Source organism: Pseudomonas sp. ES3-33 (genome assembly GCF_000952175.1).
Taxonomy (GTDB): domain Bacteria; phylum Pseudomonadota; class Gammaproteobacteria; order Pseudomonadales; family Pseudomonadaceae; genus Aquipseudomonas; species Aquipseudomonas gregormendelii.
Genome location: NZ_JZRI01000120.1, coordinates 30,352 through 44,943, shown reverse-complemented (window position 1 = coordinate 44,943; position 14,592 = coordinate 30,352). Strand labels below are relative to the sequence as shown.

Below are 14,592 nucleotides of genomic sequence, written 5' to 3'. Positions count from 1 at the left end.
TTCGCCTGCTGAAATGCTGGGGGAGCTTTGTGTCGGTTTGTAGCAAAGGCGGCGCTAGATACATTTCCATGCGTAGCACTGGATACGGGGACACATAGGGGATACAGCTAGCGGTTTAACTATTCCTGTCGCTCCACAATCCATCTCCCGTCATGCACAGGAACACAGATGAAAAAGATATTTGCAGGTCTGGCCTTAGCGGCCCAGCCTGATCGAAAAGGCAGCGAACGCCAAATGAAACTAGTCAGCGACGTCAGTCCGGGATCGCCGAACGCTCAATGAGCGTCGGGCAACATTGCCGGATGTTCGCGCAGGCCTTCGACAATGTGGTCGACAAAACTGCGCACTCTCATTGAAGCTCTACGCCCTTCCCGGTAAACGACATGAACTGGAAGCGCTGGCAGTTCGAAAGGTTGCAACACCCTGCGTAGCCGACCGCCATTTAAATAATCGTAGGCAGGATAACTGAGGCAGCGCGTAAGCCCCGCGCCATAAGCCGCTGCATCGATGGCAGCTTGAACGGTGGTGCAGCTGACGCGTGATCGGGCCTTGATGGTGGATGGAACACCATGTCTGGAAAAATCCCAGTTGATCTTCTCCCGATAAGCTTGAATGCCAATCAGCCGGTGACTTTTGAGATCCTCCGGCTCGGCGGGCACACCATGGGCTTCGAGATAGGTGGGGCTGGCGCATACGATCGTACGAACGTAGCCAACCGGCCTTGCTATCAACGAGGAACTGGGCAAATTTCCGACCAGCACCGCAACGTCAAGCCCCTCCTCGTTCATGTTCGGAAAACGATCATGATAATGGGCGAATATTGTGACTTCGGGATAAAACCCCATGTAATTCGCAAGCAAAGGCGTCATTACATAGCGGCTGAAAAGGAGTGGAAGCAATACAGTCAGATTACCCTGAGCCTGAACATGAAGGCCTTTAGCTGATGCTTCTGCGTCTTCGATTTCTTTGAGGATGCGGGAGCAGTCAGCCATAAATACAACACCCGACTCAGTCAACGACACTCCACGAGTGCTGCGTTGCAATAACGGCACCCCGAGACGCGTCTCCAACCGAGCAATCGCGCGAACGACTGTCGGGCCAGAAACGTTCAGACGGCGCGCAGCTGCCGCCAGGCTTGGCCGCTCTGAGAGCGCTTCAAACATGAGCATTTCATGAAAACGGTCCATCAGAGCGTACTTTTCCTGGGAGGTCGAAGCGCCGCATCACATCCCAGGCGTTCCGTGAGGAAATCCACGAACGTACGTATCTTCGCTGGTACGCGGTTACTCTTGAGGTAAACGACCTGGATGGGCAAAGCGGGCGGTTCAAAATCCTGGAGTACCACTTCCAGTTCACCGGCGGCTACCTGACTAGCCACCTGGTAGGACAACACGCGTGTCACACCCCAGCCCAGACAAGCAATATTGATGGCAGCTTGATTTGCGGTAACGACTAGCTGCGGATCGAAACGAAAGCTCAGTGCATTTCCTTCATTCTCAAATTGCCAATCGCTCAACAAATGGCTCGCGGAAGACATAACGATTTTGGCGGAACCTAATTCTCCAGGATGGCGGGGCCTGCCGAATTCCTCGAAATACTTGGGGGCGCCACAAATTACCTGGCGCACCTCGCCAACTTTGATAGCGTGCTGATTATTCTCGTGCAAATGGCCAATACGGATCGCCACATCGATACCTTCATCGACCATGCTTGTCACGCGGTCGACCAGTAACGCGTGTAGATGTACAGAAGGAAATTGATCCAGGTACTCAGCCAGCAAAGGCGCAATGTACAACTCTCCGAAAAGCACGGGAGCTGTCACCGTCAGGTGCCCACATGGAATCGAGTAGCTGCCAGCAGCAGCTTCCTCGGCTTCATTGACCTCACCGAGTATTCGCCGGCAATCATCCAGGTACCGTTGCCCTGCCTCAGTCAAGTGCAAGCTTCGAGTTGTGCGTGAGAGCAACTGAGTGCCGATGCGTTCCTCCATAGCGGCAATGGCACGGGTAACGCTGGGAGGGGAAATATTCAAACGACGGGCGGCGGCCGCAAAACCTTCTTCTTCGGCCACCGTCATGAATATCTGCATTTCCTGAAAGCGATCCATAGGCGACTCTGCCGTGATGTAGGGACAGCAAGATCTGATCGCGAGAGCGAGCAGACATAGATGCAAAAAAGTGTCGCCTGGAGCGACTGGTGCAAACCCTATCCAGATGAATGGTGCAACAGGCAAAAATTCGAAGAGATCGTAGTTGAGTTAGCGAAGCCTACCCGGAATTTTTCCCCGGGTAGCTCCGACAGTAGTATCAAGCTTGCTGCAAGCCCTTGGCAGTACGCTGCATACCTACGAAATTTGGCAATGCCTCAATACTGCTCAACCAAGCACGAACGTTAGGATAGTCAGTCAGTGCAACATTACCTTCTGGGGCGTGGGAGACGTAGGTGTAGGCTGCTACATCTGCAACGGTCGGTTTGTCGCCAGCCAGGAATTTACTTTTACCCAGCTCTTGCTCCATCACCGTCAGCAGGGTGTGAGACTTGCTGATCGCATCCTGCGCATTGTAGCCGGCACCGAACACAGTGATCAGTCGGGCGGTAGCGGGGCCTGAGTTGATCTGCCCGGCGGCAACTGACAACCAGCGTTGTACTTTTGCTTGCGCTACGGGATCACTCGGCAGCCACTCACCGTTGCCGTATTTAGTTGCGAGATAGACCAGAATGGCGTTCGAGTCAGCTAAAACGGTGCCGTTATCATCGATCACCGGTACTTGGCCGAAGCTGTTGAGCGCCAGGAATTCCGGCAGTTTGTGCGCGCCCTTCATCAGATCCACAAATATCAACTCTGTTGGCTGGCCGAGCAGTGAGAGCATCAATTCGACACGATGCGCGTGACCAGACAGTGGGTGACGATAAAGTTTGATGGGTTGTTGGGACATGACGTACTCCGGTTGTTTTTGGGTTCGACCCGGTGATCGTGTCGATGGAGTCATCTTGCTCTTCGCTACCAAACAGAGGAATTACCATTATTTACAATCCAGCATTTCACTGGGCGTAATGGTCAGCACTCTATTCTCGGCCCACTGCCGCGGATCCAAGCATCAAATTCATGAACGCGACCGATGCTGCACTGTGGTAGTTATTTTTTCGCCTCAGAATCGACACGCCACGTTGAGGCGCCTTGTCGAGCAAGGCCAGCTTGTGCAAAGCACGATCCTGCGTGGCAATGGGTTCAGGAAGAATGGTGGCGACCGCGGTGTTTCGGATGACTTCAAGCAACGTGTTCACGGAGTTGACCTGAATCGTCACCTTGGGCGTGATTTTCGTCTTGGCGAAGTACTCATCGATACAAATGCGCGTAGCGAAGTCAGGGGTCAGCAAAGCAAAATCCAGTTGAGCTAACTGGTCCGTCGTGAGTGCATCCTGGCAGTCATAGAGTGGGTGAGCGCGCCCAACCATCAGACCAAGTGTCTCGACAAAGGCCGGGATTGATTCGATATCGGCGTTTCTCACTTGGTCAAATGCCACAGCTATATCCAGCGAATCATCGACCAACCCCGTTTCGATATCGCCCATCGACAGCTCGAAGATCTCTAAGCGAATGTTCGGGAATTGGGAGATGTAATCACGCACTAAAGGACCCAAAACGTACGCCATGAACGTTGGGGCCATGGCGAGCCTTAACGTGCCACGGGACAGGTCTTTCACATCGTGCAACGCCCGTTTACCCGCCGCCAGCTCCACCAGTACGCGCCGGGCGCATTCGATGTAGGCTAGTCCAGCATCTGTGGGTTTGACAGTCCGGGATGTACGGTCAAAAAGGCTGACGCCAAGCGTTTCTTCCAGCTGCCGGATCTGCTGCGACAGTGTCGGCTGAGACACATGAAGGACTTCTGCGGCCCGGGTAAAGCCACCGTGGTCAGCTACTGCCAACAGATACCGCAAATGTCTTAGAAGCATTGGATCACCGAAAGATTGGGTTCGTAAGGCAGTGTATATCTGACCGTTGCGCGGCAATTGGCCTAGCAGGTATCAGCCTATTATTCTCAACCGAGCCTCCCAAAATGCAATGGGACTTTCGTGATCACCGCCACCGCGAAGATGGCCAGCCCTGTGTCGGCAACATCCGCCCTCATGATTCTTTCATCAGGTGAAATACCGCATTGTCTCGTTTAGTCATTCCTCAGACTCAGCGGTTTATCAAGTATTGGATACAGCGCAAAACAACATCAACGCGCTGACCAGATTTCTCCGCAGATTAGCTCTGCACCCACTGGAGTACCGGTGATGCCCTTACTTAAATACCTCTGCTTTCCAGTTCTGACTTTGCTTTTGGGCTTCGGACACGCCCAAGGGGAAACGCCAAAAATGCAGTATCGCCAAGTGACAGTCGATGGCGTAAATATTGCCTATCGAGAAATTGGCGACCCCAGCGCCCCCTCCGTGTTACTCCTTCATGGAGTGCCCAGCTCGTCTCGTATGTACGACGACCTCATGAAGCAATTGGGCAACCGTTTCCACCTCATTGCTCCGGACTACCCAGGCTTCGGTAACAGCGATGCGCCCCCACCAGACAAGTTCGTCTACACATTTGATCACCTCGCGAAGGTGATGGAGCACTTTACAGATTCAGTCGGGCTCAAACGATACAGCCTGTTTATGCAAGACTACGGCGCTCCCGTCGGTATGCGATTAGCGATGGCGAGACCGGAAGCCATAACCTCGATGGTGTTCCAAAATGGCAATGTCTATGCAGAAGGTTTGGGCAAGATGTGGGACAGCCGCAAAGCCTACTGGGCTGATCGCAATGCCTATGAGGCCAAGTTTCAGGCTGCTCATTTATCCCTGGACGTAACACGACAGCGGCATGTCGGCAGCGATCCAGACGTCACAGCGTACAACCCCGATTTATGGCAAGACGAAGTGGCATTCCTCAACCGCCCCGGTGAAGGTGCGATTCAAATGGAGCTGATTTACGACTATCGCACTAACCTGGATGCATACCCGGCGTGGCAGAAATGGCTGCGTGAACATCAGCTGCCTACATTGGTTGTCTGGGGCAAGCATGATTTGGCCTTTACCGTTGCAGGAGCTGAAGCTTTTCACCGGGATTTGCCCAATGCTGAGATTGCGATCCTCGACGGCGGACATTTTGTTATGGACACCCGGCTGGAAGATGTCGCGAATCTCACTCGAAAATTCCTGATCAAGCAAAAATGAAATAGGCGCATCCTGATCAGATCAGGGTGCGCTTTATGTTCCTGCTCACTCCTATCGCTTAACCTTTAAATCGATCAGTGTCATACGACGGCGGACGGCAAATACGCCATCTCCTGAGAGGATGGCGCTAAGGGCAAAAAGGGAATCGCCATCCCCCGTCACCTGCTACTCACCGCCGTACGGAGGGTAACGAACTCTTCTGCGGAGGTCGGATGAACGCCAATCGTGTCATCAAAAAGTCGTTTGGTGGCACCCGCCTTAAGAGCAATCGCCAAGCCTTGAATGATATCCCCCGCGTCCGGACCGACCATGTGGCATCCCAATACTCGATCAGATTCTGCGTCCACTACCAGCTTCATCAGCGTCTGTTCTGGCGACTCGGTGAGCGTCAATTTCATGGGTCGGAACCGGCTCTCGAACACCACCACTTTGTGGCCTTGCTCAATCGCTTGCTCCTCGGTGAGGCCTACCGTACCAATATTTGGCTGGCTGAACACCGCAGTTGGAATATGGCGATAGTCGACCGGGCGATACTGCTCAGGTTTGAACAATCGACGGGCAACCGCCATGCCCTCTGCTGTCGCAACGGGTGTCAATTGGACACCGCCAATAACGTCACCCAGAGCCAAAATGGACGGCTCGCGAGTTTCGAAGTGCTCATTCACGTCAATGTAGCCAGCCTCGTTAAATTCCACGCGGGTATTTTCCAGCCCCAGGTTATCGAGCATTGGCCTGCGACCAGTGGCGTAGAAGATGCTGTCAGTTTCCAGTTGCGTTCCATCCTTTAGCGTCGCGAGCAAGCTTCCATTGGCCTGCTTATCAATTTGGACAATGTCAGTGTTGAAATCTAACCGCAGACCGCGCTTGGTCAGTTCCTCTGCCAAATGAATACGCACTGATTGATCGAATCCTCGCAAAAACAGATCGCCTCGATATAGCAGCCGGGTATCAGCTCCCAGCCCGTTGAAAATGCCAGCGAATTCCACGGCAATGTAACCTCCTCCGACCACCAGGATTCGCTTGGGCAGCTCTTTCAGGAAGAACGCTTCATTCGAAGTGATCGCATATTCATGTCCCGGAATCTCCGGAATCTGCGGCCACCCGCCAGTCGCAATCAAAATCCGCTCAGCGCTGAAACGCTGGCCGTTTATATCGACGTGGTTCGCATCGGCTAATCGCGCGTGGCCTTCGAGCAACGTGACGCCGCTGTTAATCAAAAGCTCACGGTAGATGCCATTGAGACGATCGATCTCACGGTTCTTGTTCGCAATAAGCAATGGCCAGTCGAAATTCGCCTTGCCCGCTGTCCAGCCGAAGCTTTCGGCCTGTTCGAAGTCATCAGCAAAATGGGCACCGTAAACCAACAACTTTTTTGGAACGCAGCCGACATTCACACACGTGCCGCCTAAGTATCGACTTTCGGCAACCGCTACTTTTGCACCAAATCCTGCTGCAAACCGTGCAGCACGCACTCCACCCGAGCCGGCACCAATGACAAATAGATCGAAGTCGTAGCTCATTTCAGTTCTCTGTAGGGAATGCACAGCACCTGGCTGTCCAGTTTCATTTGAGGAATAAGGACCGGAGCGAATGCATCAGTGAGGCGCAAAGCCTCGGAAACAAACCTTGGCCTGATTGCGATTGGCACATATCAGCCATGCCTAATCCGCTGGTCTCACTTGCCAAGGCTCCCATGAACTGGGGAAGCAAAAAGCCCGCTTCCTGCTCACGATGAAGCACGATTGAAGTATCCGGACAGGAGCCACCAGGGCAGGATTGAGTAGTGCCAAACATTGGAATCTCCCAGTTATGGAGAACGCTGCGACAACTCCAGCGGTTGATCGCTTATGGGATCAGTTTCTCCAACAAAGGCGCCTTAGAGAATGGGCAGAGATGTCATGGCTTAATTGTGCAGGATGAAACAATGTTGATAGAGCCTTGTGAACACGCATCCAACCTTTCCGCCCAAAAGACCCAGGGCGATACGCAGCATGAGATCGCTTACGCATGAGTGTCGACGTGGGTACGGTCGCGGCCATTTCAGAAAACGGAACAGAAGATTGTCTTTTTTGGTCGTTCTCCCGGTGTTGTTCAGGGCAGACCATGGGCCACGCAGTGCATTGATTTGCAACCGGCCACAGAGGCATCAACCTGATGACGATTATTTGTCTTCATGATGCAAAGAAGATTCTGAATCGTTGCACAGACTGACTACGTGCTCACCCAAGAGGGAGGGCTAGTTCTGTACCCGGCACAAATTGGTGGAACTGCGTCAACCTTCTTCACACACAGGAACACTAGATGAACAAGTTATTCTCAGGTCTGGCCCTCGCAGCTGCGATGATGACAGCCACCGCAGCAATGGCTGCGCCGGTCAAACCGACTGTCGTGTTGGTTCACGGGGCTTTCGCTGATTCCAGCAGTTGGAATGGCGTCGTCAAAATTCTGGAAAAAGATGGCTATCCAGTGATCGCAGCCTCGAACCCGCTGCGCTCCCTCAAAGGAGACGCCCAAGCAGTGGCCGACGTGCTCGCTAGCGTCAAAACGCCCATTGTGCTGGTAGGTCATTCGTATGGTGGTCCGGTCATCTCCGAAGCCGCTTACGGCAACACCAATGTCAAAGCGCTGGTGTTCGTTGCAGCCATTGCACCTGAAGCGGGTGAATCCACCGCAGAGTTATCCGGACGTTTCCCGGGTGGCACGCTGGGCCCTACTCTCGCTCCTCCAGTAGCCTTGGCTGACGGCGGCAAGGATCTGTATATCCAGCAAGACAAATTCCACCACCAGTTCGCTGCTGACGTTTCCAATGCGGACGCCAAATTGATGGCTGCGACTCAACGTCCCGTAACAGTGGCGGCGCTGAATGAAGCATCGACCGAACCGGCCTGGAAAACCATTCCTTCCTGGTTTGTCTACGGCGACGCTGATAAGAACATCCCGGCACAAGCACAGGCCTTTATGGCTGAGCGGGCACACTCCAAACAGACCGTCGCGGTCAAAGGCGCGTCGCACGTTGTGATGGTGTCCAACCCGAAAGTCGTTGCCAACCTGATTGAAAAAGCAGCCAACGCCAAATGACAACAAGTCGCGGCTTTATGATAAGCCGCTTCATCGTTGAACGAGCATCCGGTCGTGTAACGGATGCTCACTTACCGCAAGCGAAGGAGGTGTGAGTGATGCTGAGAGTTCTAGCAACGTCCAGTGGAACGCCTGTACGTGCAGTCTCGGAGCCCTCGGTAGCGAACGCGGAGCCGGCAACGACAGTCAGGAGTAAAGCAATCAGGATTCTCATCACGGTTTTCCAAGTGTCGGTTGAAGTGATAACGCGCAGCGTTCGCGGAGCAATTGACGTGCGGATTCAGCCATCACGGGTAGGGAGCCGGCCAGCATCAGTAAATCTTTAAGCACCAGGCGCCCGGCGCCCGACAGATAAGGGAAGCCGTGTTGCGCATCACCGAGAGCACCCACCCAGGCTTCGGGTGTGGTAATCAAAAAGCTAAGCGTCACCAGCGGTGTACCGAAGGCCAGGGCCCCGCCCAACAGGCCGGTACGTCTCGAGACTGAATTTGACAGCACGAGCAGGCCAATCAGGATTTCGACGATCCCGAGTCCGGTCGAAAAACCGTAGGTGTTGTTTTCGGTTTGCCAGGCGCGCTTGTCCGCGTTCAACTCACCTTCGTGAGTGAGGTGCGCTTTGTATCCTTCGGGGTGTTCATAGAAGAAATACATGACAGGGCTATTGGCAACAAAAGGTGTGATGCTGTCGGCTTCATATGGAACGAATTTCAGCGCTCCGATCCATAGAAAAACGATGGCGATAGCCAATCGCATGAGAGACGTTGCGAAGGTGTCGACTTTGCTGATAAATCGGAGCCAGGCAGTAAAAGATGTGAACATGAGACTTCTCCAAATGTTTGAATGTGGAGATAGTCTGAGGTGAATCCGAACGCCGATTTTGTGCGCCTTGCTCAATTTATTGATTGATCGTCTCAAGATGCTGATGAGGATCTTGCAGGTGTAAAAAAGCCTCGATACCTTGCAGTACCGAGGCCACACGCGTGCGTAGGAATGATCTATTTCTTCAGCGAGTCATACGCCTCCAGCGTACGCAACGAATAGATGTAAGCAGCGCCGGCGTTGAGCGAGATTGCGGTCGCTAATGCCGCCGCCACTTCTTCACGACTTGCTCCTGCTTTGATCGCCGCGTCCGCGTGGGCAGCGATGCAACCATCACAGCGGGTGGTGACAGCTACCGCGATCGAAATCAACTCCCGGGTTTTGGCATCCAGCACATCGTTCTCCGCGCAGGCCTCTCCAAGAGCGAGGTAAGCCTTCACCATTTTAGGGTTGCTCTTTCCAAGCCCGCCGAAGGCCTTCTGGATGGTAGGTAGCATTTCGGACCAGTTGTTGAACATCGCATGACTCCTGAGGAAGTTGGTGTAGTGTTTCGACAGGCTTAGTTTTCCCCCCCTGAGAGATGTCAGTTTGTCCGATCCGCTCAATTTTTTATGCGAAGCTCTCAAATGAATTCTATCGATAAGCTCATCAGCCTGGCTAACGTCCGAGGCAGCCTGGATTTGCGGTGTCAGTTTCAGGGCGATTGGGCACGGGATCACGAGCAAGAAATATTAGGCAAAGCGCCCTATCACATTGTGTTGGAGGGAGAGTGTCGGGTTGAGTTTCCGGACGGGCAACGCCTGCCCATGCGAGCAGGGGATATTTTGCTTCTGCCTCGTGGTGCACCGCACGTCATGCGTAGCATTGGAAAAACGGCTGAGTCCAGCACACCAAGGCTGATTTCCAATGCGCCCCTGCCGCTCTATCGGATTGGAGATGTTAGTGCTGATCTAGACATGCTTTGCGGAGGCTTTCACTACAATCGAACGTCGATGTTATTCGCGGCGCTCCCCGAACACCTTGTGATTCCAAGTGCTGCCCTCCCTAAAAGTGCCCCCCTGCCGGCGCTTGTCGAAATGTTGCGAGGTGAAGCAGATAGCGATCAGGTGGGCGCACATTACTTGCTCGATGCTTTGTCCCAAGCGCTGTTCACATTGATCCTGCGTGCCCACATTGCGAGCCACGGTCAGCACACCGGCACCTTGGCATTGCTGTCTGATAAACGGCTGGGCCGCGCTTGGCAGTCCATGCTGGCTGATCCTGCGCAAGAGTGGACCGTTGACGGTCTCGCTGAAACCGCCAGCATGTCTCGCGCAACGTTTATGCGAGCCTTCGTACGGGTGGCTGGAGTTTCGCCTTGGGTATTATTGACCCAAGTCCGCATGGAGTTAGCGTTCAACCTGCTAAGCCATTCCCATTTGGGGCTGAGCGACATTGCCGCCCAAGTCGGGTATCAATCCCAAGCGGCTTTCAGCAAAAAATTCAAGGAAATATACGGTGAAGCACCTGGGAGAGTGAGGCGCGGAATGACTACCGCGTAGCCGGATGCTCTTTTCCAGCTCTCTCACAAGCGACCCTGTCCGCCTCGGCGTTAGCGCCAAAATCCATAGCTAACTTATCAATCAGACCGCGGACTGAAGGTAGCAGCCCTCTTCGGGACGGGAAGACCGCATGGATGAGCCCGCTACGCAGCACAAACTCAGGTAGTACCTCCACCAATAGCCCATCATGTATGGCGTGCCGCACCATGATTTCGGGTAGTTGTACGACCCCTACCCCTTGTATTGCAGCGCGGTGTAACGCATCAAGATCCGAGGTGACAAATCTGGGCGCGTGAACCACCTCGATTCGATATTCTTTCGTGCCTAAAAAGGTCCACCTGTGCTCACGGTTTGGTGGTCCTAGATCCATGCTAGGCAAGCTCGCCAAGTCATTTGGGGTTTCGAGCTTCAACCCTTCTATCAAGGAAGGCCGCGCAACCAGCTTTTGGTGGCTATCGCCTAGTACTCGCATCACAAGGTTGTCGTCTTCCAATGGCGGGAAACGCACTCTCAGCGCGATGTCATACCCCTCACCCAGCACATCAACCCTGCGATTTGTGCTGTCTATGTGCACCTGGACTTTGGGGTGCAGCACCATGAATTCCGCAATAATGTCGCTCACACCCATGGCGCCTAACGCAGGTGGACAACTGATACGCACGATTCCTTGAGGTTCGGAGCGTGAATGCTCGACCACTTGCTCCGCCGCGTCAGCCTCTACGAGCATCGCTACACAATGACGGTAGTAGTCTTGGCCGATCTCTGTGACCGTAAACTTTCTGGTTGACCGCTGGATCAGGCGTACACCAAGCCGCTCCTCCAGAGATGCGATACGCCGGCTTAGCTTCGATTTGGGGATGTCGAGTTTTTTACTCGCGCTGGTGAATCCGTTGTGGTCGACAACCTGGACGAAGAAATACAAATCATTGAAGTCGTACACGGAGTGATTCGCCCGGTGGCTGGGTTCAGAACGCATTATCGCAGGTGATGGTGGGAGTTCCCATTGCTGAGTATCTTGCGGCTTTCCAGCCCTGACCTCTTGCCCTTCTTAGCGTGATAGCCGCTTTGTCAAAAGGAGCGTACGCTTTTGACGATTGCCAGCATGAAAATCGAAATTTCTAATTTGGATCAATCAGTTACGGCATTTATAGTTTTGCCGCTGGTGCAGTTGCTGCCTGACTGGTCATTACTTGGGGGCTGGCTGCAGGCGGTACGCACCTGGATCGATCATCTGGTTGAGTCATTCACCGCCCGCGGGGAGCGCCTGTTATGAGCACTGCACGAATGAGCGAAGCCGCTGTGGCGCAGTTTTGCCTGGCATTGCCGGGTGCCAGGGAAGACTACAAATGGGGTGGTGTGCGGGTTTTTTCGATCGCGGGAAACAAGATGTTTGCGCTGCAGGGACTTCGCGGTAACTCCCTGGCGTTCAAGGTCGACAAAGACCTGTTCCTGGGGCACTGCGACCGCCCTGGCATCCATCCGGCGCCTTATCTGGCTCGGGCCCAATGGATCATCCTGGAGGTGCCCTACCCTCTGGGCGCGGAAGAGCTGCAGGGTTTATTGCAGCGTTCCCACCAGTTGGTGGCGAGCAAGCTGCCCAAACGGACCCAGGTGGGACTGCTGCTCTAGAACAGGGCGAACAGATGGGCGCCGAGGAACAGTTGGTCGATCCAGAACACCTGGTGCAACAGCACGATGGCCCAAAACAGGGCCTGATAGGAAACCTTGCGGGTCTTGTGCCGGAACACTTGCTGCGCCACCAAAGCGCCAGGCCAGCCACCGGCCAGTTCCACGGCGTGCAGGACATTCTCCGGGGTACGCCAGCGCTCGGTACGGGCCTTGCGCTTGTCGCTCCAATAAAGGAAGAACGCCAGCACGCTGACGATGCCGTAGGCCGACAGGGGAATCAACGATATCCCCTGCAACCACATCAACATCGAGCCGGCCAACGGCAGCGCACACACCAAGGCGAACACCAGCGACTTGAGTCGTGGATTCTGAATCCTTGCGGGGCGCGCGCTGCGGTCGATCATGGCTTGGCCGCGGTCCAGTCGACCCAGCCGAACTGCCAGGTCGCCAGGATCAGCAGGCCGAAGGCGATGCGATACCAGGCAAACACGGCATAGCTGTGGTTGGCGATGAACTTGAGCAACCCGCGTACCGCAATCATCGCGAAGATAAACGCCGTGACGAAGCCGACGGCAAACACCGGGAAATCCGCCGGGACGAACAGATCACGGTATTTATAGCCCGAATACACTGCGGCACCGACCATGGTCGGCATGGCCAGGAAGAACGAAAATTCGGTAGCCGTCTTGCGTGACAGGCCGAACAGCAGGCCACCGATGATGGTCGAGCCCGAGCGCGAAGTGCCAGGAATCATCGCCAGGCACTGGGCAAAGCCGACTTTCAAGGCATCTTTCCAGGTGATTTCGTCCACGGTCTCGGCATGCACTTCATGCTCGCGGCGCTCGGCCCACAACATGATGATGCCGCCGATGACCAAGGCGGACGCCACGGTGACTGCGTTGAACAGGTAATGATGGATCAGGTCGGCGAAAATCACCCCCAATACCACCGCCGGCATGAACGCGATCAACAGGTTGACGGTAAAGCGTCGAGCGCTGGGCTGGGTCGGCAAGCCGATGACCACGTCGAGAATCTTGCGGCGAAATTCCCACACCACCGCCAGGATCGCTCCGAGCTGGATGATGATATTGAACGCCATGGCCCGCTCACCACCGAAGTGGAGCAGGTCCGCGACGATAATCTGGTGTCCAGTACTGGAAATGGGCAGAAACTCCGTCAGCCCTTCTACAACGCCTAGTATCAATGCCTGAAAGGCGGTCCAAAGATCCATCAATCCCCCAAGAAGCGATGCGCGCCGGCATGCCCCGTTAATATTTTCAATGCATTTACTGCGGTCAGTCTGGCTGTAGCGCCGCGTGCTGGAACCTCTGGTTAAACCACGGCTTGGCGTGGAAAGCTCATGCCGGATTCAGGTTTTCGCGCGCGGGGCCGAAATCCTATCAGACAAGTCCGTTTCACGCTGCCAAGTATTGGGCTTGACTGCAAACCCGTGCCTGCCATCCGGGGTGAAATGCTGGCGATCCTATATGACAAGAACAAGAAACCGGAGTAACCGCCTTATGAACAGCTTGCGCACCATGTCGATCAGTCGCCGCCTGTGGCTCATCCTGATTGTGGCCGTCATGATGCTGATGACGCTGGGCGGATTGATGCTCAAGCAGATCCACACAGACCTGTACCACGCCAAGGCGCAGAAGACCCGGCACGTGGTGCAGACCGCCAGCGGTGTCCTCAACTATTACCATGGCCTGGAGACTACCGGCGTGCTGACCCGCGAAGCGGCGCAGAAGCAGGCGCTGACCGCGGTTCGTGGCCTGCGGTACGACCAGGACGATTACTTCTGGATCAACGACCTGGTACCGGTCATGGTCATGCACCCGGCCAATCCGAAACTCGATGGCCAGAACCTGTCGGCGATCCGCGATCCGGACGGCTTTGCCCTGTTCAACGAGATGGTCGCGGTGGCCAAGAGCAAGGGCGCCGGCATGGTCAACTATCGCTGGCCAAAGCCTGGTGCCAGCGCGCCGGTCGAGAAAACCTCCTACGTCAAGCTGTTCGAGCCGTGGGGCTGGGTAATCGGCTCGGGCGTCTACATAGATGACATGCAAGACGAGTTCTACGGCCAGGTGTGGAAAGCCTCATTGGTGGGCCTGGTGATTGCAGCGATCATGGCCTTGCTCGTGATCCTCATTGCCCGCAGCATTGTGCGTCCCCTGCAGGAAACAGTGAACGCCATGGCCAATATCGCCAGCGGCGAGAGCGACCTGACACGCAGCCTCGATACCCATGGCCGCGATGAAGTGACGCAACTGGCCCAACATTTCAACGCGTTCACAGCCAAATTGCG

General features: G+C 54.8%; 14 protein-coding genes and 2 pseudogenes. 6 read left to right on the top strand and 10 right to left on the bottom strand.

Features of this window, described 5'->3' with window-relative positions; translation table 11 throughout:
• Positions 1-275: 275 nt before the first annotated feature.
• From UB23_RS28770 to cynR, 4 genes are all read right to left on the bottom strand, one after another.
• Positions 276-1,187 (bottom strand): LysR family transcriptional regulator, encoded by a 912-nt coding sequence (locus tag UB23_RS28770; protein WP_082069225.1) that lies wholly within the window; start codon positions 1,185-1,187, stop codon positions 276-278.
• On the bottom strand, positions 1,187-2,107 hold the full coding sequence (locus UB23_RS20560; RefSeq protein ID WP_045061145.1) for a LysR family transcriptional regulator: 921 nt from the start codon (positions 2,105-2,107) through the stop codon (positions 1,187-1,189). The genes UB23_RS28770 and UB23_RS20560 overlap by 1 nt, the downstream gene beginning before the upstream one ends.
• A 199-nt stretch (positions 2,108-2,306) precedes the next feature.
• A complete protein-coding gene (locus tag UB23_RS20555; protein WP_045061144.1) occupies positions 2,307-2,936 on the bottom strand; it encodes a glutathione S-transferase family protein in 630 nt (209 codons plus the stop codon).
• Between the two features lie 130 nt (positions 2,937-3,066).
• Positions 3,067-3,957 carry a transcriptional regulator CynR gene (gene cynR / locus UB23_RS20550; RefSeq protein ID WP_045061143.1) on the bottom strand — a complete coding sequence of 297 codons (891 nt, stop codon included), beginning with the start codon at positions 3,955-3,957 and terminating at the stop codon, positions 3,067-3,069.
• A gap of 327 nt (positions 3,958-4,284) precedes the next feature.
• Between cynR and UB23_RS20545 the strand changes: the two genes are divergently transcribed.
• Positions 4,285-5,217, top strand: coding sequence for an alpha/beta fold hydrolase (locus UB23_RS20545; RefSeq protein WP_082069224.1), 933 nt, complete (start codon positions 4,285-4,287; stop codon positions 5,215-5,217).
• Between the two features lie 158 nt (positions 5,218-5,375).
• Here UB23_RS20545 and gorA read toward each other — a convergent pair whose 3' ends face one another.
• Complete coding sequence (gorA, locus tag UB23_RS20540) at positions 5,376-6,737, bottom strand: glutathione-disulfide reductase (protein WP_045061142.1); 1,362 nt, start codon at positions 6,735-6,737, stop codon at positions 5,376-5,378.
• Positions 6,738-7,518: 781 nt separating this feature from the next.
• On the opposite strand from gorA, the gene UB23_RS20530 reads away from it, so the two are divergent.
• Complete coding sequence (locus UB23_RS20530; protein ID WP_045061140.1) at positions 7,519-8,295, top strand: alpha/beta fold hydrolase; 777 nt, start codon at positions 7,519-7,521, stop codon at positions 8,293-8,295.
• 213 nt (positions 8,296-8,508) lie between these two features.
• Here the strand turns inward: UB23_RS20530 and rclC are convergent, their stop codons facing one another.
• Together rclC and UB23_RS20520 are read right to left on the bottom strand one after the other, a co-directional pair.
• Positions 8,509-9,114, bottom strand: coding sequence for a reactive chlorine resistance membrane protein RclC (gene rclC / locus UB23_RS20525; RefSeq protein ID WP_045061139.1), 606 nt, complete (start codon positions 9,112-9,114; stop codon positions 8,509-8,511).
• A 176-nt stretch (positions 9,115-9,290) separates the two neighbouring features.
• Entirely contained in the window at positions 9,291-9,632 is a 342-nt protein-coding gene (locus UB23_RS20520) for a carboxymuconolactone decarboxylase family protein (RefSeq protein WP_045061138.1), read from the bottom strand.
• Between the two features lie 108 nt (positions 9,633-9,740).
• On the opposite strand from UB23_RS20520, the gene UB23_RS20515 reads away from it, so the two are divergent.
• A complete protein-coding gene (locus UB23_RS20515; protein ID WP_045061137.1) occupies positions 9,741-10,655 on the top strand; it encodes an AraC family transcriptional regulator in 915 nt (304 codons plus the stop codon).
• Here the strand turns inward: UB23_RS20515 and UB23_RS20510 are convergent.
• Entirely contained in the window at positions 10,645-11,595 is a 951-nt protein-coding gene (locus UB23_RS20510; protein WP_045061172.1) for a LysR substrate-binding domain-containing protein, read from the bottom strand. The two genes, UB23_RS20515 and UB23_RS20510, sit on opposite strands and share 11 nt — an antisense overlap.
• Before the next feature lie 219 nt (positions 11,596-11,814).
• Here UB23_RS20510 and UB23_RS29550 point away from each other — a divergent pair.
• Together UB23_RS29550 and UB23_RS20500 are read left to right on the top strand one after the other, a co-directional pair.
• Positions 11,815-11,928, top strand: a pseudogene (locus tag UB23_RS29550) (LysR family transcriptional regulator); the annotation flags it as partial.
• Entirely contained in the window at positions 11,925-12,284 is a 360-nt protein-coding gene (locus UB23_RS20500; RefSeq protein WP_045061135.1) for an MmcQ/YjbR family DNA-binding protein, read from the top strand. The pseudogene UB23_RS29550 and the gene UB23_RS20500, both read left to right, overlap by 4 nt.
• Here UB23_RS20500 and UB23_RS20495 read toward each other — a convergent pair.
• Both UB23_RS20495 and UB23_RS20490 read right to left on the bottom strand, forming a co-directional pair.
• Positions 12,281-12,688 (bottom strand): DUF1294 domain-containing protein, encoded by a 408-nt coding sequence (locus UB23_RS20495; RefSeq protein ID WP_045061134.1) that lies wholly within the window; start codon positions 12,686-12,688, stop codon positions 12,281-12,283. The genes UB23_RS20500 and UB23_RS20495 overlap by 4 nt on opposite strands.
• A complete protein-coding gene (locus tag UB23_RS20490) occupies positions 12,685-13,515 on the bottom strand; it encodes an undecaprenyl-diphosphate phosphatase (protein WP_045061133.1) in 831 nt (276 codons plus the stop codon). The genes UB23_RS20495 and UB23_RS20490 overlap by 4 nt, the downstream gene beginning before the upstream one ends.
• Positions 13,516-13,771: 256 nt before the next feature.
• On the opposite strand from UB23_RS20490, the pseudogene UB23_RS30865 reads away from it, so the two are divergent.
• Positions 13,772-14,581 (top strand): annotated as a pseudogene (locus UB23_RS30865) (cache domain-containing protein); the annotation flags it as partial.
• Between the last annotated feature and the right edge of the window lie 11 nt (positions 14,582-14,592).

Excerpts from the sequence above, each read along its gene's own strand:
- UB23_RS20495 (WP_045061134.1), bottom strand. The coding sequence starts at position 12,688 with ATGATCGACCGCAGCGCGCGCCCCGCAAGGATTCAGAATCCACGACTC.
- UB23_RS20520 (WP_045061138.1), bottom strand. The coding sequence starts at position 9,632 with ATGTTCAACAACTGGTCCGAAATGCTACCTACCATCCAGAAGGCCTTC.
- UB23_RS20545 (WP_082069224.1), top strand. The coding sequence starts at position 4,285 with ATGCCCTTACTTAAATACCTCTGCTTTCCAGTTCTGACTTTGCTTTTG.
- UB23_RS20490 (WP_045061133.1), bottom strand. The coding sequence starts at position 13,515 with ATGGATCTTTGGACCGCCTTTCAGGCATTGATACTAGGCGTTGTAGAA.
- UB23_RS28770 (WP_082069225.1), bottom strand. The coding sequence starts at position 1,187 with ATGGACCGTTTTCATGAAATGCTCATGTTTGAAGCGCTCTCAGAGCGG.
- UB23_RS20560 (WP_045061145.1), bottom strand. The coding sequence starts at position 2,107 with ATGGATCGCTTTCAGGAAATGCAGATATTCATGACGGTGGCCGAAGAA.
- UB23_RS20555 (WP_045061144.1), bottom strand. The coding sequence starts at position 2,936 with ATGTCCCAACAACCCATCAAACTTTATCGTCACCCACTGTCTGGTCAC.
- UB23_RS20500 (WP_045061135.1), top strand. The coding sequence starts at position 11,925 with ATGAGCACTGCACGAATGAGCGAAGCCGCTGTGGCGCAGTTTTGCCTG.
- UB23_RS20515 (WP_045061137.1), top strand. The coding sequence starts at position 9,741 with ATGAATTCTATCGATAAGCTCATCAGCCTGGCTAACGTCCGAGGCAGC.
- UB23_RS20530 (WP_045061140.1), top strand. The coding sequence starts at position 7,519 with ATGAACAAGTTATTCTCAGGTCTGGCCCTCGCAGCTGCGATGATGACA.
- gorA (WP_045061142.1), bottom strand. The coding sequence starts at position 6,737 with ATGAGCTACGACTTCGATCTATTTGTCATTGGTGCCGGCTCGGGTGGA.
- rclC (WP_045061139.1), bottom strand. The coding sequence starts at position 9,114 with ATGTTCACATCTTTTACTGCCTGGCTCCGATTTATCAGCAAAGTCGAC.
- cynR (WP_045061143.1), bottom strand. The coding sequence starts at position 3,957 with ATGCTTCTAAGACATTTGCGGTATCTGTTGGCAGTAGCTGACCACGGT.